This window comes from Rhizobium cauense (assembly GCF_019511525.1).
Lineage (GTDB): Bacteria > Pseudomonadota > Alphaproteobacteria > Rhizobiales > Rhizobiaceae > Rhizobium > Rhizobium cauense.
Genome location: NZ_JAEUAT010000019.1, coordinates 44302 through 69149 on the forward strand (window position 1 = coordinate 44302; position 24848 = coordinate 69149).

The 24848-nt window shown below is 60.1% G+C and carries 23 protein-coding genes; 22 read left to right on the forward strand and 1 reads right to left on the reverse strand.

Annotated elements, in window-relative coordinates; all coding sequences use genetic code 11:
• Positions 1-11: 11 nt before the first annotated feature.
• The 9 genes from JNB88_RS26710 (at position 12) to JNB88_RS26750 (ending at position 11167) form a co-directional block, all read left to right on the forward strand.
• Positions 12-1082 carry an ABC transporter ATP-binding protein gene (locus JNB88_RS26710; RefSeq protein WP_220358090.1) on the forward strand — a complete coding sequence of 357 codons (1071 nt, stop codon included), beginning with the start codon at positions 12-14 and terminating at the stop codon, positions 1080-1082.
• A gap of 2 nt (positions 1083-1084) precedes the next feature.
• Entirely contained in the window at positions 1085-1951 is an 867-nt protein-coding gene (locus tag JNB88_RS26715; RefSeq protein WP_037128642.1) for a carbohydrate ABC transporter permease, read from the forward strand.
• 14 nt (positions 1952-1965) lie between these two features.
• Positions 1966-2793, forward strand: coding sequence for a carbohydrate ABC transporter permease (locus JNB88_RS26720; RefSeq protein WP_220358091.1), 828 nt, complete (start codon positions 1966-1968; stop codon positions 2791-2793).
• A gap of 16 nt (positions 2794-2809) precedes the next feature.
• Complete coding sequence (locus JNB88_RS26725; RefSeq protein WP_220358092.1) at positions 2810-3091, forward strand: DUF2160 domain-containing protein; 282 nt, start codon at positions 2810-2812, stop codon at positions 3089-3091.
• 76 nt (positions 3092-3167) lie between these two features.
• On the forward strand, positions 3168-4892 hold the full coding sequence (locus tag JNB88_RS26730) for an ABC transporter substrate-binding protein (protein ID WP_037128633.1): 1725 nt from the start codon (positions 3168-3170) through the stop codon (positions 4890-4892).
• A 150-nt stretch (positions 4893-5042) separates the two neighbouring features.
• Positions 5043-6557, forward strand: a complete 1515-nt coding sequence (glpK, locus tag JNB88_RS26735) for a glycerol kinase GlpK (RefSeq protein ID WP_220358093.1) — start codon at positions 5043-5045, stop codon at positions 6555-6557.
• A gap of 194 nt (positions 6558-6751) precedes the next feature.
• Positions 6752-8413, forward strand: a complete 1662-nt coding sequence (locus tag JNB88_RS26740; protein WP_220358094.1) for a phosphoethanolamine transferase — start codon at positions 6752-6754, stop codon at positions 8411-8413.
• Between the two features lie 445 nt (positions 8414-8858).
• Complete coding sequence (locus JNB88_RS26745) at positions 8859-10019, forward strand: CaiB/BaiF CoA transferase family protein (RefSeq protein WP_220358095.1); 1161 nt, start codon at positions 8859-8861, stop codon at positions 10017-10019.
• The gene (locus tag JNB88_RS26750) at positions 10016-11167 is read left to right on the forward strand and encodes an extracellular solute-binding protein (RefSeq protein ID WP_338111047.1); all 1152 of its coding nucleotides are present in this window, start codon (positions 10016-10018) and stop codon (positions 11165-11167) included. The genes JNB88_RS26745 and JNB88_RS26750 overlap by 4 nt, the downstream gene beginning before the upstream one ends.
• Here the strand turns inward: JNB88_RS26750 and JNB88_RS26755 are convergent.
• Positions 11151-11936, reverse strand: a complete 786-nt coding sequence (locus tag JNB88_RS26755) for an IclR family transcriptional regulator (protein WP_220358096.1) — start codon at positions 11934-11936, stop codon at positions 11151-11153. The genes JNB88_RS26750 and JNB88_RS26755 overlap by 17 nt on opposite strands.
• A 171-nt stretch (positions 11937-12107) precedes the next feature.
• On the opposite strand from JNB88_RS26755, the gene JNB88_RS26760 reads away from it, so the two are divergent.
• The 13 genes from JNB88_RS26760 (at position 12108) to JNB88_RS26820 (ending at position 24839) form a co-directional block, all read left to right on the forward strand.
• On the forward strand, positions 12108-13427 hold the full coding sequence (locus JNB88_RS26760) for an ABC transporter substrate-binding protein (protein WP_220358097.1): 1320 nt from the start codon (positions 12108-12110) through the stop codon (positions 13425-13427).
• A 111-nt stretch (positions 13428-13538) separates the two neighbouring features.
• On the forward strand, positions 13539-14432 hold the full coding sequence (locus tag JNB88_RS26765; protein ID WP_220358098.1) for a carbohydrate ABC transporter permease: 894 nt from the start codon (positions 13539-13541) through the stop codon (positions 14430-14432).
• A 2-nt stretch (positions 14433-14434) separates the two neighbouring features.
• Positions 14435-15301 (forward strand): carbohydrate ABC transporter permease, encoded by an 867-nt coding sequence (locus tag JNB88_RS26770; protein ID WP_220358099.1) that lies wholly within the window; start codon positions 14435-14437, stop codon positions 15299-15301.
• 4 nt (positions 15302-15305) lie between these two features.
• The gene (locus tag JNB88_RS26775) at positions 15306-16403 is read left to right on the forward strand and encodes an ABC transporter ATP-binding protein (RefSeq protein ID WP_220358100.1); all 1098 of its coding nucleotides are present in this window, start codon (positions 15306-15308) and stop codon (positions 16401-16403) included.
• An 18-nt stretch (positions 16404-16421) separates the two neighbouring features.
• Positions 16422-17534, forward strand: a complete 1113-nt coding sequence (locus JNB88_RS26780) for a mandelate racemase/muconate lactonizing enzyme family protein (protein WP_220358101.1) — start codon at positions 16422-16424, stop codon at positions 17532-17534.
• Between the two features lie 11 nt (positions 17535-17545).
• On the forward strand, positions 17546-17875 hold the full coding sequence (locus JNB88_RS26785) for an L-rhamnose mutarotase (RefSeq protein ID WP_220358102.1): 330 nt from the start codon (positions 17546-17548) through the stop codon (positions 17873-17875).
• The gene (locus tag JNB88_RS26790) at positions 17868-18947 is read left to right on the forward strand and encodes a Gfo/Idh/MocA family protein (RefSeq protein ID WP_220358103.1); all 1080 of its coding nucleotides are present in this window, start codon (positions 17868-17870) and stop codon (positions 18945-18947) included. Before JNB88_RS26785 ends, JNB88_RS26790 begins: the two co-directional genes overlap by 8 nt.
• Positions 18948-18950: 3 nt before the next feature.
• The gene (locus tag JNB88_RS26795; RefSeq protein WP_220358104.1) at positions 18951-19400 is read left to right on the forward strand and encodes a MaoC/PaaZ C-terminal domain-containing protein; all 450 of its coding nucleotides are present in this window, start codon (positions 18951-18953) and stop codon (positions 19398-19400) included.
• Positions 19401-19411: 11 nt separating this feature from the next.
• On the forward strand, positions 19412-20146 hold the full coding sequence (locus JNB88_RS26800; RefSeq protein ID WP_220358105.1) for an SDR family oxidoreductase: 735 nt from the start codon (positions 19412-19414) through the stop codon (positions 20144-20146).
• Positions 20147-20234: 88 nt separating this feature from the next.
• On the forward strand, positions 20235-21512 hold the full coding sequence (locus JNB88_RS26805; RefSeq protein ID WP_220358106.1) for an L-fuconate dehydratase: 1278 nt from the start codon (positions 20235-20237) through the stop codon (positions 21510-21512).
• Positions 21513-21662: 150 nt separating this feature from the next.
• Positions 21663-22817, forward strand: coding sequence for an amidohydrolase (locus tag JNB88_RS26810; RefSeq protein WP_220358107.1), 1155 nt, complete (start codon positions 21663-21665; stop codon positions 22815-22817).
• Between the two features lie 112 nt (positions 22818-22929).
• Complete coding sequence (locus JNB88_RS26815; RefSeq protein WP_220358108.1) at positions 22930-23985, forward strand: hypothetical protein; 1056 nt, start codon at positions 22930-22932, stop codon at positions 23983-23985.
• A 197-nt stretch (positions 23986-24182) separates the two neighbouring features.
• On the forward strand, positions 24183-24839 hold the full coding sequence (locus tag JNB88_RS26820) for a CBS domain-containing protein (protein ID WP_037128598.1): 657 nt from the start codon (positions 24183-24185) through the stop codon (positions 24837-24839).
• Positions 24840-24848 lie beyond the last annotated feature (9 nt).

Here is a 24848-nt window from a genome sequence, read left to right on the forward strand (position 1 = left end):
GGGAGAAGGACATGGCACGCATCACGCTCGACCACATCCGCCACGCCTACGGACCCAATCCGAAGTCGGACAAGGACTATGCCCTTCGCGAAGTCGATCACGAATGGAGGGACGGTGGCGCCTATGCGCTCCTCGGACCGTCCGGCTGCGGAAAGACCACGCTGCTCAACATCATTTCCGGCCTGTTGCAGCCATCGCATGGTCGCATCCTTTTCGACGGGAACGATGTGACGAACCTGTCTACGCAGGCGCGCAACATCGCGCAGGTGTTCCAGTTCCCGGTCATCTATGACACCATGACGGTCTACGACAATCTGGCCTTTCCGCTGCGCAACCGCGGCGTCGCGGAGCCAGAAGTCGATCGCCGTGTTCGCGACATTCTCGAGATGATCGATCTTGGAGGAATGGCCAAACGCAAGGCTCAGGGCCTGACGGCCGACCAGAAACAGAAGATATCGCTCGGCCGCGGACTGGTCCGCAACGACGTCAACGCGATCCTGTTCGACGAGCCCTTGACCGTTATCGACCCACACATGAAGTGGGTGCTGCGTTCGCAGTTGAAGCGGCTGCACAAGCAGTTCGGTTTCACCATGGTCTACGTCACCCACGACCAGACGGAGGCGCTGACCTTCGCCGACAAAGTTGTCGTCATGTACGAGGGCGAGATCGTCCAGATCGGAACGCCGGCCGAGCTCTTCGAGCGGCCGAGCCACACATTCGTCGGTTATTTTATCGGTTCGCCGGGCATGAACGTGCTGCCGGTGCAGTTGCAGGGCAATGCCGTCCAGATCGGCAGCGAGACACTGTCATTGGACTACGCGCCGCAAACAGCAGCCGGCGCCAAGACAGAACTCGGCATCCGACCAGAGTTCATCAGCATCGGCCGTGTGGGAATGCCGGTTACTGTCAACAGGGTCGAGGACATCGGACGGCAGAAGATTGTCCGGGCTACCTTTGCCGGTCAGCCAATCGCCATCGTCGTGACAGAGGACTCCGAAATCCCAACCGATGCGCGTGTGACATTCGATCCGGCAGCAATCAACATCTACGCCAATTCCTGGCGCGTCGGCAGGGAGGGCTGAACATGGAAAAGACCTGGAACAACAAAGCCTGGTTTCTAGTTCTCCCGGTGCTTGTGCTGGTTGCGTTCTCGGCCGTCATCCCGCTGATGACCGTTGTGAACTACTCGGTGCAGGACACGTTCGGCAACAACGAGTTCTTCTGGGCAGGAACCGACTGGTTTGTGCAGACACTTCATTCCGATCGCTTTTGGGAAGCGCTTCAGCGCAACCTCGCTTTCTCATTGATCATTCTGGCGCTGCAAATCCCGCTTGGCATTTTCATCGCGCTCAACATGCCGAAAAAGGGACTTGGTGTCCCGGTCTGCCTTGTGCTGATGGCGCTGCCACTGCTCATTCCATGGAACGTGGTCGGCACCATCTGGCAGGTTTTCGGTCGTGTCGACATCGGCCTGCTTGGCCATACCCTTGAGGCGCTGGGCTTCGACTACAACTATGTCCGCGACCCCGTTGATGCCTGGATCACGATCATCATCATGGACGTCTGGCATTGGACAAGCCTTGTGGTGTTGCTCTGCTATGCCGGCCTCGTTTCGATCCCGGATGCCTACTATCAGGCGGCGAAGATCGATGGCGCGTCGCGCTGGTCCGTCTTCCGGTATATCCAGCTGCCGAAGATGAAGCGCGTCTTGCTCATCGCCGTGCTGCTGCGCTTCATGGACAGCTTCATGATCTATACCGAGCCCTTTGTCGTCACCGGCGGCGGCCCCGGCAACTCGACCACGTTCCTCTCGATTGACCTCGTGAAGATGGCGGTCGGCCAGTTCGACCTCGGCCCCGCAGCGGCAATGTCGATCATCTACTTCCTGATCATCCTGTTGCTGTCGTGGATCTTCTACACCGTCATGACCAGCAGCGACGCGAACACCTGAGAAAGGAGAGGACCATGGCTCAGACTATGAAATACAAGCCTGCGGGCAACTTCTCCTGGGTCGTTTCGACGATCTACATCATCTTCCTGCTGCTGCCGATCTACTGGCTCGTCAACATGAGCTTCAAGGAGAATGCCGAGATCACCGGCACTTTCTCGCTCTGGCCGCTCAACCCGACGCTCAGGAATTACACGGTCATCTTCACCGATCCGTCCTGGTACAACGGCTACATCAATTCGATCACGTACGTCGGCATGAACACGGTGATCTCGGTGGTGGCGGCGTTGCCTGCGGCCTACGCCTTCTCGCGCTACCGGTTCCTGGGCGATAAGCACCTGTTCTTCTGGCTGCTGACGAACCGCATGGCTCCGCCTGCTGTCTTTGCGCTGCCGTTCTTCCAGCTATATTCTGCGTTCGGTCTTATCGACACGCACATTGCGGTGGCACTCGCACACTGCCTGTTCAACGTGCCGCTGGCGGTCTGGATCCTTGAAGGCTTCATGTCCGGCGTGCCGAAGGAGATCGACGAGACCGCGTATATCGACGGCTATTCCTTCCCGCGTTTCTTCGTGAAGATCTTCATGCCGCTGATTGCATCGGGCATCGGCGTCGCGGCATTCTTCTGCTTCATGTTCTCGTGGGTGGAACTGCTTCTCGCCCGCACGCTGACGACAACGGCCGCAAAGCCGATCTCTGCGATCATGACGCGAACGGTGTCTGCCTCGGGCATGGATTGGGGTGTGCTTGCGGCTGCCGGCGTGCTGACCATCATTCCCGGTGCGCTCGTCATCTACTTCGTACGCAACTACATCGCCAAGGGCTTCGCGCTCGGCCGCGTCTGACAAGGGAGGACCACTCATGAACTTTTCCTGGATGGCGTGGACGCTGCCGACCGCATTGTTTTTCCTGACGATTCTCATGCTGCTGGTTGGCATGAGCATCTGGGAATATTTCGCGCCCGGCGGTTCGCCGCGCGTCGGAATCCTCAGGCTCGAAACCACGCGAGGAGACCGCCTTTTCGTATCGCTGCTTGGCGCAGCATTTATTCATCTCGCATGGCTGGGTCTTGTCGGACCCAACCTGTGGTGGGCTCTTGCCCTCTCCGTAGTCTACGCCATTGGCGTCTTCCGCTACGTCTAGGGCAGGGAAAGACAGATGGCCGGGGGTACTGGCCGCCTGAACGTGAAGACTGCAATCGCAACCCTGGGAGGATATCATGCGAAAGCATTTACTAGCGACAACAGCAGGCATGTTGCTGGCCATGGCGGGTTCCGCCTATGCCGGTATGGATGAGGCGAAAGCCTTTCTGGACAAGGAAGTCGGCGAACTCTCGACGCTTTCCCGCGCGGACCAGGAAAAGGAAATGCAGTGGTTCGTCGATGCAGCGAAGCCGTTCGCTGGCATGGATATCAAGGTCGTCTCGGAAACGATCACCACGCATGAATACGAATCCAAGGTTCTCGCACCGGCCTTTACGGCCATCACCGGCATCAAGATCACCCACGACCTGATCGGCGAAGGCGACGTCATCGAAAAGCTGCAGACACAGATGCAGTCGGGCGAGAACATCTACGACGCCTATGTCAACGACTCGGACCTGATCGGCACCCACTGGCGCTACCAGCAGGCCCGTTCGCTGACCGACTTCATGGCGAACGAAGGCAAGGACGTTACCAACCCGGGTCTCGACCTCGCCGACTTCATCGGAACCTCGTTCACCACCGCTCCGGACGGCAAGCTCTACCAGCTTCCCGACCAGCAGTTCGCGAACCTCTACTGGTTCCGCTACGACTGGTTCAACGACGAGAAGAACAAGGCGGACTTCAAGGCGAAGTACGGCTACGACCTCGGCGTTCCGGTCAACTGGTCTGCTTACGAGGACATCGCCGAGTTCTTCACCGGCCGCGAGATCGACGGCAAGAAGGTCTATGGCCACATGGACTACGGCAAGAAGGATCCGTCGCTCGGCTGGCGTTTCACCGACGCCTGGCTGTCGATGGCCGGCAACGGCGACAAGGGCATTCCGAACGGCAAACCAGTCGACGAATGGGGCATCAAGGTCGATGAGAACTCGCGGCCGGTCGGCTCGTGCGTTGCACGCGGCGGCGATACGAACGGTCCAGCTGCGGTCTATTCGATCGAAAAATATCTGCAATGGTTGAAGGCTTATGCGCCGGCTGCCGCCCAGGGCATGACCTTCTCTGAATCCGGTCCGGTACCCTCGCAAGGCGAAGTCGCTCAGCAGATGTTCACTTACACGGCGTTCACCGCCGACTTCGTCAAGCCGGGCCTGCCCGTCGTCAACGAAGACGGCACGCCGAAGTGGCGTTTTGCCCCGTCGCCGCACGGCGTCTACTGGAAGGACGGCATGAAGCTCGGCTATCAGGACGTGGGCTCCTGGACGCTTTTGAAGTCCACGCCTGACGATCGCGCCAAAGCCGCCTGGCTCTATGCGCAGTTCGTGACCTCGAAGACCGTCGATGTGAAGAAGAGCCATGTCGGCCTGACCCTGATCCGCGAAAGCTCGATCCGGCACAAGAGCTTCACGGATCGCGCGCCGAAGCTCGGCGGCCTGATCGAGTTCTACCGTTCGCCGGCCCGCATTCAGTGGTCGCCGACCGGCACGAACATCCCTGACTATCCGAAGCTGGCTCAGCTGTGGTGGCAGGCGATCGGCGATGCGTCCTCGGGCGCGAAGTCCGCTCAGGAAGCCATGGATTCGCTTTGCGCCGAGCAGGAAAAGGTCCTGCAACGCCTGGAGCGCGCCAAGGTTCAGGGTGATATCGGTCCGAAGCTCGCCGAAGAGCATGATCTCGAATACTGGAACAAGGACGCGGTCGCCAAGGGCAACCTCGCTCCCCAGCTGAAGATCGAGAACGAAAAGGAAAAGCCGGTCACCGTCAACTACGACGAACTGGTCAAGAGCTGGCAGTCGAACTGATTGACGGTCTTTGGTCGGGTACGAGGCCCGGCCAATAACAATGCCGACGGCGCAAAGTCGCCGTCGGCACCAACCACCTCTAGGGAATGATTTATCGCATGAGCTGGCGCATTCGCGGCGGCTGGGCGAACTATTGCGCCGGAGAAGACAATGAGCGGCCATATTCTCGCGATCGACCAGGGCACCACGTCCTCGCGTGCGATCGTCTTCGACGCCGGGATGAAAATGATCTCGTCCGCACAGGAGGAAATCAAGCAATCCTATCCGCAGCCGGGCTGGGTCGAGCATGATCCGGATGAGATCTGGACAAGTGTGGTCAGTACAGCACGGCTCGCGCTGTCAAATGCGGGCGTCCCGCTAGCCGAGATCGCCGCGATCGGCATCACCAACCAGCGCGAGACGACCGTCGTCTGGGAACGCAGGTCGGGCAGGGCGCTCTACAAGGCGATCGTATGGCAGGACAGGCGGACGGCTGAAGTCTGCGACAGCCTCAAGGCGGACGGTTACGAGAAGCTCTTCAGCGCGAAGACCGGCCTGCTCCTCGATCCCTACTTTTCGGGCACCAAATTGCGCTGGCTGCTCGACAATGTGAGCGGGTTGCGCGAGCGTGCAGAGGCTGGCGAAGTTTGCTTCGGCACGGTCGACAGCTGGTTGATATTCAATCTGACCGGCGGACGCGTTCACGCGACGGATGCCACCAACGCGTCGCGAACGCTGCTCTACAATATAACGGAGGGCCGGTGGGACGAAGAGCTTCTTGGCCTTCTCCGTATCCCGGCGTCGATGCTTCCCGAGGTCAAGGATTGCGCGGATGATTTCGGCATGACCGATGCTGCCATCTTCGGTGCGCGGATTCCTATCCTTGGCGTCGCCGGCGACCAGCAGGCGGCAACCATCGGCAACGCCTGCTTCAAACCAGGCATGATGAAATCGACCTATGGGACTGGTTGTTTTGCGCTGTTGAATACCGGGCAGGACTGCGTGACGTCCAGCAACCGGATGATTACGACAATTGCCTATCGGCTCGGTGGCACAACGACCTATGCGCTGGAAGGGTCGATCTTCATTGCCGGTGCAGCCGTCCAGTGGCTACGCGATGGGCTTGGCCTCATTTCACAGGCCTCGGAGAGCGGCACGCTTGCAACACGCGCCGATCCCAATCAGCAGGTCTATGTCGTGCCGGCTTTTACGGGCCTCGGCGCTCCCTATTGGGACCCGGAGGCGCGGGGAGCGATCTTCGGTTTGACCAGGAACAGCGGCCCCGCCGAACTGGCGCACGCCGTGCTCGAATCCGTGGCCTACCAGACGCTCGACCTGCTTATCGCAATGCGCAAGGACTGGGGCGGCCATCACCTCGAGACAGTCCTGCGCGTCGATGGCGGCATGGCGAGTTCCGACTGGACGATGCAACGCCTCGCCGATGTTGTCGGGAACCCTGTGGACCGGTCGGCTGTCGTCGAGACGACGGCACTCGGTGCCGCCTGGCTCGCGGGTTCCAGAGCAGGGGTCTGGCCGGACAAGGAGAATTTCGGAAGGGCATGGGCCTGCAGTCAGCGGTTTCAGCCTTCGATGAAGGAGGCGGAGCGGCAGACAAAAATCGCTGGCTGGCGCAACGCGGTGTCGCGCACTTTGTCGGGCGCGCAATTCAGCAACCAGTTGGCCTGAGCCACCGCGACGGAGGTCGCGGACATTGCAAGTTATCCGGTTCTTCAGGCACGGTCGCGCGCCCCTTCAGCCATGCGTTCAGGTCACTGTCAGAAAATCTGGCCATGGCTGGCGAATACTATCGACGGCCCTGAGCTTTACCTGATTCGATCCTGGTTCCGTCGACGCCAAAATCTGGACGCGGAGACGACCAATTGAAAGACAGTGCCATCACGGCCCGCCGGATCAAGCGGCGGCCGGCAATCGGCAGCGTAACGCTTTGCCTTGCGACCACCCTCTACCTGCTTTCGGTAACAAATCATTCGTTTTGGAGCACCGCGTACGGCTATTTTGCGACTGACTATCTGTCGTTCTTGCTCTTTGTGATCGGCATTTCGGCTGCCAGCATGGCGATCGTGACAGCTTTCTCTGCCAAATACCTCACCAAGCCGTTTCTGATCCTTTTCGTGCTGGCGGCGGCCGCCGGCTCCTGGTTTACCGATCAGTTCGGCGTGATCGTGGACAAGGAAATGATCCGCAACGCGGCAGTATCAACCGGCGCGGAGGCGGGGCATTTGATAACGCCGCGCTTTGCGCTCCATATGCTGCTCATCGGCGTGCTGCCATCGATGTTCATCGCCTGGGTGCGCATCCGTCATCGCCCGGTGCTATCCAAGCTTGCGCACAATACGATCGTGATCGTTGCCTGCCTGACGGTCTTCGTGGCCGTTGGCCTCGGTAACTACCGTACCTTTGCTGGCGTCGGGCGAGCTCACAGGGACATCCTCGAGCGATTGAACCCATTTGTCCCGATCACAAGCACGATCCGCTTCGCCGTTTCGTCCGAGCAGGATGCGCGTGTTGTTGCCGAGCCGCTTGGCACGGATGCGCATCGCGTGAACACCGCGGATCTCCACAAACCACGCGTGACGATCATTGTTGCAGGCGAAACGGCGCGTGCCGACAGTTTCTCGCTTGGCGGCTATTCGCGAAAGACCAATCCGGAACTCGAAAAGCAGAACGTCGTCTATTTCCCTAACACCACCAGCTGCGGTACAGCCACGGCAATCTCGATCCCATGCATGTTCTCCGTCTATCCGCGGTCGGCTTACACACATCGCAAGGGGCTTGCGACCGAGAACCTGCTCGATGTGCTAAGCCACGCCAAGGTCGAGGTATCCTGGCTGGACAACGACACCGGCAGCTATCACGTTACCGACCGCGTCGCCTATAGTTCGCTGCCGCAGTCTGCCGACCCGCGCTTTTGCAAGGACGGCGAGTGCCTCGATGACATCCTGCTCGACAAGGTCGACGATTGGCTAGACCACGTGAAAGGTGACAGCGTCCTGGTTCTTCACCAGCTCGGCAGTCACGGACCGGCATACTTCGCTCGCTATCCTGACGAATACCGGCGCTTCGTTCCGGATTGCAGGGCCAATGACTTTGGAAGCTGCACGCCCGAAGAAATCACCAACGCCTACGACAACACGATTCTCTACACCGACCACATCGTTTCGACGGTCATCGACAAGCTCAAACAGCATGCTGACCGAATTGCCGGTTCGGCGGTCTACGTGTCGGATCATGGCGAGTCACTCGGCGAAAACGGGATCTATCTACATGGCGCGCCCTATATCGTTGCACCGCCACAGCAGACGCATGTGCCATTCCTGGTCTGGGTAAGCGACGATCTGGCCAAATCAGCCGGCTTCGATATGGGCTGCATGGCCCAACAGGCCGGCGGCGAGCGTTCGCATGACAATTTCTTTCACAGCGTGCTTGGACTGATGGACGTGGCGACCAAGGTGTATGATCCGCATCTGGATGTTTTCGCTGCTTGCCGCCGGCAGACCGACAAAGTCGCCAGCATCCGGTGACGACATAGCAGGGCTTCGAACGCGGCGAGCCGCCCGAAGCCCCCTATTTGTCTAGCGACTTCATGTAGCTCGAGAAGAGCGTCAAACGCTGCTGCCTGTCCGTGATAGGCGGCATCGCGAGCGAACGCCACCTCCCATAGAGATAACCCCATCAACTACTGAATTCTGCACCCACCACGCGTTGCGGCGGCGCCCCGCCGACATGCCATTTTCGCACGCTGAAGCACGGATCTCTTCGTGCACACGCCACTTGCAAGTGTCATCCATATGTGAAAATACTATTCACATAAGAAGACGCGCAAGGCGTCTGCGCATGACTGGGAGGTCTGATGCCCGAATTAGCCACGACTGGAGATACCTCGCGACGCGTGCGTCTGGCCTCCAGAGCGTCGAAATACCGGAATCCCGCCATCCTCGTCGGCAAGACAGAAAAGTAATCCTGCACATGACCTCTGAGAACGAACTTCCGCTGAGCGGCCTTGTCGTCGTCGACATGAGCCAGTTTCTTTCCGGCCCATATTGCTCCTTGCGACTGATGGATCTTGGCGCGCGCGTCATCAAGATCGAGCGTCCTGATGGCGGCGACCTCTCGCGCCGGCTCTACCTCAGCGATACCGAGATCGGCGGCGATTCCACGATTTTCCATGCAATCAACCGCTCGAAGGAGAGCTTCGCGGTCGATCTGAAAAACGAGGACGATCTGTGCGCGTTGCGCGCATTGTTGGCGAAGGCCGATGTCATGATCCAGAATTTCCGACCCGGCGTGATCGAGAGACTCGGTCTGGACTATGCCGCCGTCAAGGAGATCAACCCGCGGATCGTCTACGCGTCCATTAGCGGCTATGGGGAAGAAGGCCCCTGGGTGAAGCGACCCGGGCAGGATCTGCTCGCACAGTCGCGCTCGGGCGTGATGTGGTTGAACGGCGATGAAGCACAGGGCCCGGTCCCTTTCGGGCTTGCGATCGGCGACATGCTTGCCGGCGCGGCCGCATGCCAGGGCATTCTGGCGGCGCTCGTCCGGCGCGGCGTGACGGGGAAGGGCGGGTTGGTCGAGACCAGCCTCCTCGAAGCCTTGGTCGACCTCCAGTTCGAGGTGCTGACAACGCATCTCAATGACGGTCGTCGCCTGCCGAAGCGGTCGAATTTCCGAAGTGCGCACGCATATCTGTCGGCTCCGTATGGCGTGTACGCCGCCTCGGACGGCTATCTCGCGATTGCCATGACTCCCATTCCCAAGCTCGCCGACCTGCTTTCGCTCGACGAGCTCGCTCCTTATCGCGACGATGCTTCGAGCTGGTTTACCGCACGCGACGGCATCAAGGAGATCATTGCCCGGCGGATCGCGACCAAGACCATCGATGAATGGCTGGCTGTTCTGGAGCCTGCCGATATCTGGTGCGCCAGGGTTCTGAACTGGAACGAACTGTTGGAGAGCGACGGCTTCAAGGTTCTGGACATGCTGCAAAGTGTTACGCGCGAGGACGATGTCGCCATCACAACCACGCGCTCGCCGCTTCGCGTCAACGGCGTTCGCCCGAAATTCGATCGTGCTGCGCCGCGCATTGGCGAGCATAGCGCGGCTATTCGCGAGGAGTTCGGCCTGTGAGCGCGATAACGTTGAAGGGAATGACCTGGAGCCACCCGCGCGGCTATGATCCGATGGTTGCGTGCTCCGCCATCTACCGCGAGGATGCCGGCGTCGAGGTTGTCTGGGAAAAGCGGTCCTTGCAGGATTTCGAGACCTATCCGGTTGAGGAGTTGGCGCGAAACTATGACCTGATCGTCATAGATCATCCGCATGTCGGTCAGATCACCGAAGAGCGGTGTTTGCTGCCGCTGGACGTCGAAGGACGGGAGAGCGAGCGCGAGGCTCTGGCCAAAGGAAGTGTCGGCGCGTCCTATCCGAGCTACCATTGGCGCGGTCGGCAGTGGGCGTTTCCGATCGACGCTGCGGCACAGGTGCAGGCCTTCCGCCCGGACTTGATCTCTACACCGATCGAAAGCTGGGACGACGTGCTTGCTTTTGCCCGCAAGGGGCAGGTTATGATTCCGCTCCGTCCGCCGCATTCGCTGATGACCTTCTATACGCTCTGCGGAAACCTCGGTCGAGCCTGCGCCACGGAAGGGCCGGCCGATCTCATTGATAAAGAAACGGGCACGCGGGCATTCGAGATGATCCGCGAGATCGCCGCACTGGTCGATCCTGCCTGCCTGGAGATGGATCCGATCGCCGTGCTGGAGTGCATGACACAAGCTGATTCAAGAATCGTCTGCGCGCCGCTGATCTACGGCTATGTGAGTTATTCCATGGCCGGGTTCCGCGATCGTGTCGCAAGATTCGCCGATATTCCGATCGCCGGCACTCATGGCCATGCGGGTTCGGCGCTTGGAGGAACCGGGATTGCGGTATCGGCCTTCACGCGCCATGCGAAGGAGGCGGTCGACTTCGCATACTGGATTGCTGGCGCTGATATGCAGAAGGGCCGGTATGCAAGTTCCGGAGGCCAGCCGGGACACTCGGCAGCTTGGGAGGACGAGAGCGTCAACACTCGCACCGCGGATTTTTACCGCGGAACGCGGGAGACGCTGCAGTCCTCATGGGTGCGGCCGCGTCACAACGGCTACATGCCGTTCCAGCAGGCCGCCTCTGATCGGCTGAACGAAGGCGTGCTTGGCAGGCATGCGGCGTCCGATGTGGTCAACGATCTGAACAGGCTGTTCGCAGCGAGCTTCCAGCCTACTCCGGCGTCTTGACGTCCGAACCCGCGAGCAGCGACAGCTCGCTCGCGGTTTTCATGACCATCGTGATCGTCTGGCTGATGTCGGGCGCGCTTGGTGCGTTCACCAGTGCGATGTACGGACAGGTGAGTGCGGCGATGCAGCGTCCGTCCGGACCGAGGATCGGCGCGGAAAGGTTATAGACGCCTGCCGTCTGCGCGCTCGCCATCATTTCGTAACCGCGTTCGCGGATCTGGGCGAGGCGGTCGTAGAAGTCCACTCCGAGGTTGACTTCCTCGCGGCTGCGCGAGTGCTCGGCGATCATCATCTGCCGCTCTTCGTCGCTTCGGAAGGCAAGCAGCACGTGGCCCGAACCCGTGTCGAACAGGCTGATATGCGACCCGACCCGGATCGATATCCCCCAATAGTCCGGCGCCTCGTGCTGGGCGATCACCACGGCTGAACCGCGGTCGAAGACGGCCAGGTGGTTGGCCTGCTTGGTGCGTTGTGCGAGTTCGCGCATCAGCGGTGTCGCGAACGACGCGAGGCGGCGAGTGGGTGCGTGCAATTGCGAAAGCCCGAACAGCTTCAGCGTCAGAGTGAAGCGATCACCTTCGAGCTTGGTCACGTAGCCGCGTCGGACCAGGCGGTCGAGCATGCGATAGAATTCGTTGGGGCTGCGATCGAGACGCTTGGCGATCTCGGCCTGGGTCAACCCTTCTTCGACGCCTGCCAGAAGCTCAAGGATATCGAGCCCCTTGTCCAATGCGGGGGCGCGGTACCGGTCGGCGTCATCTGCTTCCATCAATCTCTCCTGTGAATATCACTTTACATATACAAATGCTGAACTGCCGAAAAGCGAAACTTCGGCTTGACCGTGCTTGGCAATTGTTGTTTGTATATAAAAATAAAAATCATAAATGAGGAGAGTGGGTGGCCGCTCCATTTCGATAGGGCCATCTTGGAGGAGGAAGATATGAATAAGCTCCTGGCTGGCCTTGCGGCCGGCGTCGCCCTTGCTGCATTCGGCGGGGCAGTCGCATCTGCTGCGGATTTGCCCGGCAAGTTCGACGGCGTCACCATCGACGCCAAGCTGATCGGTGGGCAACAGTACGAGGCGCTCTATTCGCGCATCGCCGAGTGGGAGAAGCTGACGGGCGCCAAGGTCAATGTCCTGTCGAAGAAGAACCACTTCGAACTCGACAAGGAAATCAAGTCGGACATGGCATCGGGCACAATCAACTGGTGCGTCGGTTCGAACCATTCGTCGTTCGCGCCGCAATATCCGGACCTCTATGCCGACCTCAATGAGCTCGTGCCGAAGGACGTGATCGGTGAATTCGTCGAGGCGAACATCGGCGCGGCAACCATCGACGGTAAATTGGTAATGCTGCCACGTGCGCAGTTCGACGTTTCGGCGCTCTACTATCAGAAGAGCCTCTATACCGACGAAGCCAAGAAGGCCGCGTTCAAGACGAAGTACGGTTACGATCTGGCGCCGCCGAAGACCTGGAAGGAAGTATCGGATCAGGCCGTGTTCTTTGCTGATCCGCCGAACTTCTACGGCACGCAGTTCGCTGGCAAGGAAGAGGCGATCAACGGCCGCTTCTATGAAATGCTTGTGGCAGAAGGCGGCGAATATCTCGACAAGGATGGCAAGCCTGCCTTCAACTCCGAAGCTGGCGTGCGCGCGCTCGACTGGTTCGTCAACCTCTACAAGGCGAAGGCCGTTCCTGCCGGCACGACCAACTACCTGTGGGATGAGCTCGGTGCGGGCTTCGCATCCGGCACGGTGGCGCTGAACCTCGATTGGCCCGGCTGGGCGACCTATTTCAACGATCCGAAATCCTCCAAGGTTGCGGGCAATGTCGGCGTGGTCGTTCAGCCGACCGGCTCTTCGGGCAAGCACACCGGCTGGGCCGGTGAGCACGGCTTCTCGGTTACCGAGTCCTGCCAGAACAAGGACGCTGCTGCCTCGCTCGTATGGTTCCTGACCAATGAGGATTCTCAGAAGATCGAAGCCGCGAACGGCACGCTTCCGACACGCAAGGCAGTCTGGGACTGGGACATCAAGCAGGCTGAGTCCGATCCCTACAAGAAGGAAGTGCTGAGCACTTTCCAGGAAGCCGCCAAGTATGCCTTCGCGGTGCCGCAGACGCCGGAATGGATCGAAATCTCCAACGTCGTCTATCCTGAGCTTCAGGCCGCGATCCTTGGCGATAAGACGTCCAAGGAAGCACTCGACGCTGCAGCCGAGAAGGCAACTCAGGTCCTGAAGGACGCTGGTTCACTCTGATCACCAGAACTGCAATCCGCGGCCAGACGGTCGCGGATTGTGTTCACGATGAAAAGCTGGCGCATGCAATGCGCCCGCGACCGTTTTATTCATGCCGGTCGGGTATTGAAAATGTTCAAAAAATTATCTCCACCGGTGCTACTGCTTCTGCCGGCCATCATTGTCCTTGCCGCAGTCGTCCTTTTTCCGCTGCTGCTGTCGCTCTATTCCAGCTTCACGCCGTTCAGGCTGACGAAGCCCGCATCGCTTTTCGTCTTTGTCGGTTTCCGCAACTATGAGCGTATTCTGACCGATCCCGTCTTCTGGGCGGCCTTTGCACGCACCGTCGTCTTGCTGACGATCGCGCTCAATCTCGAAATGCTACTGGGTCTCGGCCTGGCACTGCTGGTCAATAAGGCGACGATGGGTCAGCGGGCGCTGCGCACGCTGATGATGTTTCCGATGATGTTCTCGCCCGTGCTCGTCGGCTTCCAGTTCAAATTCATGTTCAACGACAATGTCGGCCTCGTGAACAACGCGCTGCAATCGCTCGGCATCACCAGCCAGGCGATTCCGTGGCTGATTGACGGTAATCTGGCGCTGTTTGCGATTGTCGTGGCCGAAGTCTGGTCTTCCACATCAGTCTTTGCGATCCTGATCCTTGCGGGCCTTCTGGCGATGCCGCAGGAGCCGGTCGAGGCGGCCCGCGTGGATGGCTGCACGCCGCTGCAGACATTCCGCTTCGTCACCTGGCCCTTCCTCATGCCATTTGCCTTCATCGCCATGACGATCCGTTCGCTCGACGTCGCGCGAGCCTATGACATCGTCAAGATCATGACAGACGGTGGGCCGGCGCGCCGTACGGAACTCCTCTGGACGCTGGTCGGGCGTACTGCCTATGCCGACGCGCAGATGGGCCTTGCCAATGCCATGGCCTACGTCGCGATCTTCCTGTCCATCATCTTCACCGTCTATTTCTTCCGGAAGCTGGCGCTCGCGCGCACCCAGATCGGCGCGGAGTGGTAATCATGGAACGCAATCAACAACAACGCATCCGCCGCCGCGTCGGCAAGGTCTGCTACCTCGTCGGTCTGTTCCTGGCGATGCTGATCATCTGCCTGCCAGGCTTCTGGATCATCCTGAGTTCGCTCAGGCCAACGGTCGAAATCATGGCGAAGCCTCCGGTGTGGATTCCGAGCGAGCTGTCGCTGGATGCGTATCGCGCGATGTTCTCGGGCGTGGGGCAGGGTGGCATCCCGGTCTGGGACTATTTCCGCAACTCGCTGATTATCTCGGTAACGTCCACGGTCATTGCCCTGGTGATCGGGATGTCTGGGGGCTACGCCTTCGCTCGCTTCCGGTTCACGGGGAAGTCGGCAACCTTCCTCGGCCTTATGCTGACCCGTTCAGTGCCGGGAATTGCGCTCTCGCTGCCGCTTTTCATGGTCTATTCCAGGATCGGTATCATCGACACGCATTTCGGACTCATCCTGACCTACGTGGCGCTGAACGTGCCCTTCACGATCTGGCTGATCGACGGCTTCTTCCGTCAGGTCCCCAAGGATCTGGCAGAGGCGGCCCAGATCGACGGCTGCACGCGTTGGCAGGCCTTCTGGCAGGTTGAGTTTCCGCTTGCCGGTCCGGGAATAGCGTCTGCCGGTATCTTCGCCTTCCTGACCTGCTGGAACGAGTACGCGCTTGCCTCGCAACTGACCCGGTCGGTCAATTCGAAGACGCTGCCCGTCGGTCTGCTCGACTACACCGCGGAATTCACGATCGACTGGCGCGGCATGTGTGCGCTTGCCGTTGTGATGATCGTTCCCGCACTCGCCCTCACTTTCGTCATTCAAAAGCATCTGGTGTCCGGACTGACGTTCGGCGCGGTCAAAGGTTGATCTCATGGCACAGGTTTCGCTCAAAAAACTCGTAAAGCGCTACGGCGCACTCGAAATCGTCCACGGCATCAATCTCGATATCAAGGATAAGGAGTTCATCGCGCTCGTCGGCCCTTCCGGATGCGGAAAATCGACGACACTGCGCATGATCGCAGGTCTGGAAGAGGTTTCCGACGGGGCAGTCGAGATTGGCGGAAGGGTTGTGAACGACCTGCCGCCACGTGATCGGAACATCTCCATGGTGTTTCAGTCCTATGCGCTCTATCCGCACATGACGGTGCGCGAGAACATGGGTTTCTCGCTGAAGATCGCCAAGCAGCCGCAGGCCGAGATCGACCAGCGGGTCAATGAGGCAGCCGCGATCCTGAGCCTCGAGGCACTGATGGACCGCCGGCCGGCGCAGCTCTCCGGTGGCCAGCGCCAGCGCGTTGCCATGGGACGCGCAATCGTCCGGCAGCCGGAAGTCTTCCTGTTCGACGAACCGCTCTCCAACCTTGACGCCAAGCTGCGTACGCAGATGCGTACCGAGATCAAGAAGCTGCACGGCAAGGTGCAGTCGACCGTGGTCTATGTCACCCATGACCAGGTCGAGGCGATGACGCTTGCCGATCGGATCGTCATCATGCGTGACGGATACATCGAGCAGGTCGGAACGCCAGACGAGGTCTTCAAGCGCCCGGCGACGCGTTTCGTTGCCGGCTTCATCGGATCTCCCCCGATGAACATCGTGGAGGCGACGATAGCATCGGGATCGGTCGTGTTCGCAAACGGCGACAAGCTGCCGCTTCCAGGACAGTTTTCAGATCGCGTGAAGGAAGGCGACAAGGTCGTCTTCGGTCTGCGTCCCGACGACATCTTTCCGACAGGACATGGCCTGCATTCGGGCGTGGAAGCTGCAGTGCATGAGATCACGCTGCCGGTTTCCATCACCGAGCCATTGGGCAACGAGACCCTTGTCTTCGTGGAGTTCGCGGGCCGCGAATGGGTGTCGCGGATGCTCAATCCACGTGCGCTGGCGAGCGGTGAACAACTGAAGATGAGCTTCGATCTATCGCAGGCGCATCTGTTCTCCGCCGATACCGGCAAGAGCCTGGCACTCTGAGCGACAGGAAACGACGGTATGGCTCGCATAGAGAGAATTGAAATCCGGATGGTCGACCTGCGACCGAAGGTGAAGCGCACGGACGCTATCCAGAGCTTCGTCAGCCAGGAGACGCCGATCGTCACGATCACCGATGCCGACGGCGCGGTCGGCACCGGCTACAGCTACACGATCGGAACCGGTGGCTCGTCTGTCATGCGGCTGCTTTCCGATCATCTGGTGCCGATCCTGATCGGCGAAGACGCGGATTGCATCGAGGCGATCTGGCACAAGATGGAGTTCGCCACGCACGCGACGACGATTGGCGCTATTACCGCGCTGGCACTCGCTGCCGTCGATACCGCACTCTGGGACCTTCGCGCCAAGAAACAGAACCTGCCGCTATGGAAGCTTGCAGGTGGAGCAAAAGACCGTTGCCCGCTCTATACGACCGAGGGTGGCTGGCTTCACATGGAAAAGGAAGCATTGGTCGAGGACGCGCTGCAGGCGAAGGCCAAGGGTTTTACCGGCTCGAAGGTGAAGATCGGCAAGCCTCACGGTTCGGAAGATCATGAGCGGCTCTCTGCCGTCCGAAAGGCGCTTGGCGACGGTTATGAGATCATGACTGATTGCAACCAAGGCTTCACGGTCGATGAAGCGATCCGCAGGGCCGATCGGCTTCGGGAACTGGATCTTGCCTGGATCGAGGAGCCCCTGCCGGCCGACGATCTTGATGGCCACATCCGCCTGACGCGCTCGACGACCACGCCGATCGCGGTCGGTGAATCGATGTATTCGATCCGCCACTTTCGCGAGTACATGCAGAAAGGGGCGTGCTCGATCGTTCAGGTCGATGTAGCGCGCATCGGCGGCATAACACCGTGGCTGAAGGTCGCGCATGCGGCCGAGGCATTCGATATTCCCGTCTGCCCACACTTCCTGATGGAGCTGCATGTCAGCCTCGTATGCGCGATCCCGAATGGCCGGTACGTCGAGTACATTCCCCAGCTCGACGAGCTGACGACAAAGGGCATGGAAATTCACGAAGGCAGAGCACTTGCACCGATGGAGACGGGCATCGGCATCGCCTGGGATTGGGACGCGGTAAGGTCGAGGTCGATAGGTGAATTTACCCGCGAGTTTCACGGCTAGGGAGGAGTGTCATGCAGCGAATGGGCATGGTCATCGGTCTCGATGGTTCGAAAATTGCGGAATACAAGCGCCTTCACGCCGCCGTGTGGCCGGAAATCCTTGCGCTGATTTCCGAGTGCAACATCACCAACTATTCCATCTTTCTGAAGGAGCCTGAGAACCTGCTGTTTGGCTACTGGGAGTATGTCGGTTCGGATTTCGAGGCTGACATGGCCAGGATGGCAGCGCATCCAAGGAACAAGGAATGGTGGGCGGTCTGCATGCCCTGCCAAAAGCCACTCGACACCCGCAAGGACGGCGAGTGGTGGGCAATGATGGAAGAGGTATTCCATCATGGCTGATCACTTCGATCCAGGTTCGCTTCGGCAGTGGTGGGAAAAGCCAACAAGACCGCTGCCGATCGTAATTTTCGGGGCCGGCAGCATCGTCGAGGATGCGCATCTGCCCGCCTACAAGAAAGCCGGTTTTCCGGTGGTGGGTCTGTTCGACCCAAATCTGGAAAAAGCCAGGGCGCTTGCCGAGCGATGGAGCATCAAAGCCTTTGCTTCCGAGGAGGAGGCGCTGGCGACGCGAGGTGTGATCTTCGATCTGGCGACGCCACCCGCATCTCATGCCGCGATCCTCTCAAAGCTGCCGCGCGGCTCCTTCGCCTTGATACAGAAGCCAATGGGCAGCGATCTTTCCGGCGCCACGGAAGTCCTGGGAGTATGCCGCGAACGCGATCTGAAGGCGGCTGTCAATTTCCAGCTTCGTTTCGCACCTATGATGCTGGCGCTGAGGGATGCGATCGCCAGGGGCTATCTCGGCGATATCGTTGATTTCGATGCCTGGTTGGCGCTTGCGACACCCTGGGGTCTATGGCCCTTCCTCAAGGGACTGCCACGGATCGAGATCGCGATGCATTCCATTCACTATCTCGATTTCGTTCGCGGCCTTCTCGGAAATCCCGTTGGCGTCCACGCCAAGACGCTTGGCCATCCGAACCATGACGTCGCGCAGACGCGGACAGCGGCGATTCTCGACTACGGGCCCAGCATACGCTGCGTCCTTTCGGTCAATCACGACCACGATTTCGGCCGCAAGTTCCAGGCTTGCGAGTTCCGCATCTGCGGCACCAAGGGCGCGGCCTATCTGAAGCTCGGCGTCAATCTCGACTATCCGCGAGGCGAGCCGGACGAACTCTGGATCCGCGCGGATGGCGGCCAGGAATGGGTGCCGGTTGCTCTTGAGGGTACCTGGTTTCCCGATGCCTTCGTCAATCGAATGGCCAACCTGCAGCGCTTTGCCAGCGGCGAAGACAACGAGCTTATCGGTTCGGTCGAGGACGCCTGGCAGACGATGGCGCTTGTCGAAGCGGCTTATGTATCAAGCGCACAACCGGCGACCCCGATCGCCACTCTTCCGGAGGCATGAACGGTGGCCGAACAGACCATCTACTACGAAAACTACGAGCTGGGTTCCACGCGGACGACCACGGGGCGCACGATCACCGAGACCGACTTCGTCGTCCATGCGGGCCACACCGGCGATTTCTTCCCGCATCACATGGACGCGGAGTTCGCCAAGACCTTGCCGGGCGGACAGCGCATCGCCCATGGCACGATGGTGTTTTCGATCGGTGTCGGCCTGACGGCGTCACTGATCAATCCTGTGGCCTTCTCCTACGGCTACGATCGCCTGCGTTTTGTGCGCCCGGTCCACATCGGCGACACGATCCGCACACGCGTAACGATCTCGGCCAAGGAGGACGATCCGAAGCGGGCGGCCTGCGGCCGTGTGACGGAACGCTGTGAAGTCATCAACCAGCGCGACGAGGTCGTCCTTGCCGCCGATCACATTCTTGTTGTCGAGCGTCAGCGCTCCTGAAGAGGCCAGACATGACTATCAATCTTTCGGGAAAATCCGTACTCATCACCGCTGCGGGACAGGGGATCGGCCGCGCGACGGCGATTGCATTTGCCGCAGCCGGTGCGTCGGTCCACGCGACCGACATCAACACCGATGCGCTGGCATCTCTCGCCGGCGAAGCCAACGTCTCCACGCACAAGCTCAATGTGCTTGACGACGGTGCAGTCAAGGCATTGGTGAAGGAGATCGGGGTCGTCGACGTGCTCTTCAATTGCGCCGGTTTCGTCCATGCCGGCTCGATTCTTGAGATGAAGGATGCCGACCTGGAGTTTGCCTTCGATCTGAACGTGAAGGCGATGGTCCGAACCATCCGGGCTGTGCTGCCCGGCATGCTTGAGCGCAAGGACGGATCGATCATCAACATGGCTTCTGTCGCATCCAGCATCAAGGGCGTACCGAACCGCTTCGCCTACGGTGTCACCAAGGCAGCCGTGATCGGGCTTACCAAGGCCGTTGCTGCCGACTACGTTGCTTCCGGTATCCGCTGCAACGCCATTTGCCCCGGGACCGTCGAGAGCCCTTCGCTGCAGGACCGCATGCGCGCACAGGGCGACTACGAAGCGGCGCGCGCGGCTTTCATCTCGCGCCAACCGATGGGGCGTCTCGGCACGCCCGAAGAGATTGCGGAACTTGCCGTCTATCTCGCCGGCGCCACTTATACATCCGGTCAGGCCATTGCGATCGACGGCGGCTGGACGATCTGATGGCGACTGAACTGATGGGGCGCCATCGCCGCCACTGTTGTCCGCGCATCCGTTTCCGGATGCCGGCGTAACCAAATTCGAGAGTGCCATGACACGTATCACCGACCTTCGCGTCTTCGACCTCCGTTTCCCAACCTCGCAGAGCCTTGACGGTTCCGATGCGATGAATCCGGATCCCGACTATTCGGCCGCCTATGTCATCTTGGACACCGATGAAGGCGGGCTCTCCGGACATGGGCTCACTTTTACGATCGGCCGTGGCAACGACATCTGCTGCATGGCGATCGAGGCCATGCGCCATTTGATCGTCGGTGCAGATCTTGCCGACGTTCTCGCCCATCCCGGGAAGTTCTGGCGGCACCTGACAAGCGACAGCCAACTGCGTTGGATCGGGCCTGAGAAGGGCGCGATGCATCTCGCGACAGGCGCTGTGGTCAACGCCGTCTGGGATCTCCTCGCAAAGCAGGCCGGCAAGCCGGTCTGGAGACTGGTTGCCGAGATGTCGCCCGATGAGATCGCCGACATTGTCGACTACCGTTATCTCACCGACGTCCTGACCCGGGAGGAAGCGGTCGAGATCCTGAAACGCGCGGAAGCCGGCAAGGCCGAACGGATCGCGACGCTCGAGAAGGAGGGCTATGCCTGCTACACGACGTCGGCCGGCTGGCTCGGTTATGACGATGCGAAGCTGCGCCGCCTCTGCCAGGAAGCGATCGATGCCGGCTTCAACCACGTGAAGATGAAGGTGGGGCGCGACCTCGAGGACGATATCCGTCGCTTGCGCATTGCCCGCGAGGTGATCGGTCCCGATCGCTACCTGATGATCGATGCCAATCAGGTATGGGAGGTCGGGCAGGCGATCGATTGGGTAAACAAGCTCGCCTTTGCCAAGCCCTTTTTCATTGAAGAGCCCACGAGCCCGGACGATGTTGCGGGCCACCGAAAGATCCGGCAGGCGATCGGGCCGGTGAAAGTGGCGACCGGCGAAATGTGCCAGAACCGCATCATGTTCAAGCAGTTCATCGCCGAGGGGGCAATCGATATCGTTCAGATCGATTCCTGCCGCATGGGCGGGTTGAACGAAGTGCTTTCGGTGCTGTTGGTTGCCGCGAAGTTCGGTCTTCCGGTTTGGCCGCACGCGGGTGGCGTCGGGCTATGCGAATACGTTCAGCACCTGTCGATGATCGACTATGTTGCCGTTTCCGGAACCAAGGATGGCCGCGTCATCGAGTATGTGGATCATCTGCATGAGCACTTTCTCGATCCGTGCGTGATCCAGGATGCGGCCTATATGCCGCCCAAATTGCCGGGCTTTTCCATTGAGATGAAACCGGCTTCGATCGCCGAATACACCTTCCAGGGATAAGCGGCTGGTTGGTTCGCGGCCGCGCCATTCGTTTGTGGCGCGGTTGAGGTGCGTAGCAAGTGTTCTCCATCGACTATGCATGACTGACACGCTAGGTTCGGCGTTGCCGGCTTGCGGGAAAACCCGGACGCGTATCATGGGACTTGCACGATGTTTCTGACAGATGGAGAACTCAGCGAAATCAGGGCGTTTCGGAAAGAGCTTCACCGTAATCCCGAGATATCCGGAGAGGAATCGCAGACCGCGTTGCGTGTAAAGGACAAGCTCGCGCTCACGCGGCCTGATCGCATCGTCGCCGGGATCGGCGGGCATGGGCTCGCTGCTGTGTACGAGGGCGCGAGACCCGGACCGACAGTTATGATCCGGGCGGAACTGGACGGCCTGCCGATCGAGGAGGTTTCCACGATAGCGCATCGCTCGACCGTGCCGGGGAAGGGTCACCTCTGCGGCCATGATGGCCATATGGCGATCCTGATGGCACTGGCGAAGGGGCTTGGGCAAAAGCGGCCTGCAAAAGGACGGGCAATCTTGATGTTCCAGCCGGCCGAGGAGAACGGCGCTGGAGCGGCGGCTGTGCTGGCTGATCCGAAGTTTGCTGAGCTGACGCCTGACATGTCGCTCTCGCTCCACAATTTTCCGGGCGTGCGGCTCGGTCACGTGCTCCTCAGGGAAGGGCCGGTCAACTGCGCGTCACGGGGGATGAAGATCGTTCTGAAGGGTCGTACATCGCACGCCTCCTATCCGGAACAGGGCGTTGCGCCGACGTTTGCCATGGCTCACTTGCTCGAAGAGTTGACGGCATTGGGAAACAACGGTCCGCTGGGGCCTGATTACTCGCTTGTGACCGTCACGCATGCCCGCCTCGGGGAGCCCGCCTTCGGTATCAGCCCAGGCGAAGCACAGATTTGGGCGACCCTGCGGACGCTGACCGATGACGCGATGGCGACGCTCGTCGAACGCGCCGAGGGATTGGTACAGGCCCAGGCAAGGGCGGGGCAGCTACAGGTGGAGGTCAGCTACGAGGACGTATTCAGGCAGTGCTTCAACTCCGCGGAGGCCGTGGCGGACCTGCGGCGGGCACTGGACGAGGAGGGTATCAGCCATGAGAGCGAAACCGATCTGCTGCCAATGAAGGCTTCGGAGGATTTCGGACTCTTCCGAAGCGTCGCGCCAGCTGCCATGTTCTTCCTTGGCGCGGGTGAAGATCATGCTCGGCTGCACAACCCGGACTACGACTTCCCAGACGAGTTGATCGGGATCGGATCGCGCGTGTTCATGCGGGCGATCAGGAACGTTCTCGGCTGAGGTCGCGCTCGCCGGTTACCCCTAAAGGAGCCGTTGAACATTTAGGCATCAGGATCGAAAATTGCCGCCTGTGACGCCTGCCGGAAGGTTGGTGAGTACTGAGGGCGAGCAAATGATCCTACCATTGCCATCCGGCGTTTCGTCGCTGATCCCCGGCCGTGCGGCTCGTCGCTGGATCAAGAACTCGATGCTGGTGGCGCTCGGGCTCTTCGTGGCGGGATCCAGCAGCAGCGTTCCTGCGATCATGGGCATCGAAGAGTTCAATGCGCTTTACGCGGACCCTCTGCCGCAGCCCCAAGGTCCGATGCGCGTCTTCCACCTGGGGCACAGTCTCGTCGGCAGGGACATGCCGGCGATGCTCGCGCAACTGGCTCCCAAGGGCCATGCCTACGAGAGCCAGCTTGGCTGGGGAACGACCCTCCAGGCGCATTGGGGCCCGAAGGAGGGGATCAACGGCTTCGCCAGCGAAAACAATCATCCTCGCTACCGCGATGTACGAGAGGCTCTGGAGAGCGGCGAGTACGATGCTTTCGTGATGACCGAGATGGTCGAGATCCGCGACGCCATTCGCTACTTTGACAGTTGGGACTACGCCCGCCGCTGGGCCGAACTGGCGCGCAAGCACCGGCCCGATATCCGCGTCTACCTCTATGAGACATGGAGTTCACTTGATGATCCCGAGGGATGGCTGGAGCGGCTCGATCTGGATGCCGACCGCTATTGGGAGGGCGAAATCCTGCGCCGGGCACTCTCGCCGGCGGGCGAGCAGCGACAGATTTACGTCATCCCTGCCGGACGCGTGATGGCGCGCGTGGTGCGCGAGATCGAGGCTGGTCGGATTCCTGGGCTCTCCAAACGCGAGAATCTCTTTCGCAAGGACAGCCTGGGCAAGCAGGACACGATTCATATCAATGACTACGGCTCGTATCTCGTCGCCCTGACGCACTATGCGGTGCTCTATCAATGCAGTCCGGAAGGACTCCCCTACAAGCTCCGACGCGGAGACGGCACGCCTGCCGCACCTCTCGAGGCGGAGGCCGCGCTGCGCATGCAGCAACTGGTCTGGGAAGTCGTCACCAGTATCCCGCAGACCGGTCTGGCGCCAATGACTGGGCAGAAAAGAGAAGAGGGCGCCAGCTGCCGAGCGAAGCTTACTGCTGTTCAGTGACCGCCAGACCCGGCAGGGTGCGCCGGCAGGCGTGTATGCCTCGACCTGTAAATAATCCTAAGGTTGAAATTTACACCGAGATCCTTGATCGACACACGGCCGGAATTGCGCAATATTCGACGCACCGGACGTGCACGGTCTATGCCGCCAACCGCTCCGAAACCATTCGACTTCCTCCAGAGTGCAATGGGATTATCATGTTTGCTCAAGACATTATGAACACCGACATCACAACGATCAGCGCCGACAGCAGTGTGCATCAGGCAATCGACCTGATGGTCGCCAAGAACATCAGCGGCTTGCCTGTGATCGACAACGACGGCAACCTCTGCGGCCTGCTGACGGAAGGTGACCTGATGCGGCGCATCGAGTTCGGTGGTGGCAGGTCGGCCAGCAAATCCGGAGAAACGTCGCTCGTGGATCTCGACGACTATATTCGCAGCCGTAGCTGGCGGGTGTCCGATGTCATGTCGGCGAGCGTTATCAGCGTCGCACCGGATACGCCGGCGGCAGCGGTTGCGGAAGTCATGTTCCAGCACAAGATCAAGCGCGTTCCTGTTGTCAGCGGCAAACGATTGATCGGTATCGTCAGCCGGATCGACCTGCTCAGGGGCATCGTTGCAGCGCCGGTCGAGAAAACGGCAAGCGGCGACGACGCGCTCGCCCGTGCCATTCGCGCGCGGCTGCAGGGCGATCTCGGACTCGACATCGATGCGATCAAGGTGTCGGTTCACGATTCCAGAGCCGTTCTTGAAGGCGTGGTTTCCAGTGAACTGGAACGTCGCGCCATCCGGGTGCTTGTAGAGAACGTCAAGGGCGTCAGCGGTTTCGTCGACAAACTGAGCCCGGCGTGACCACCGTCG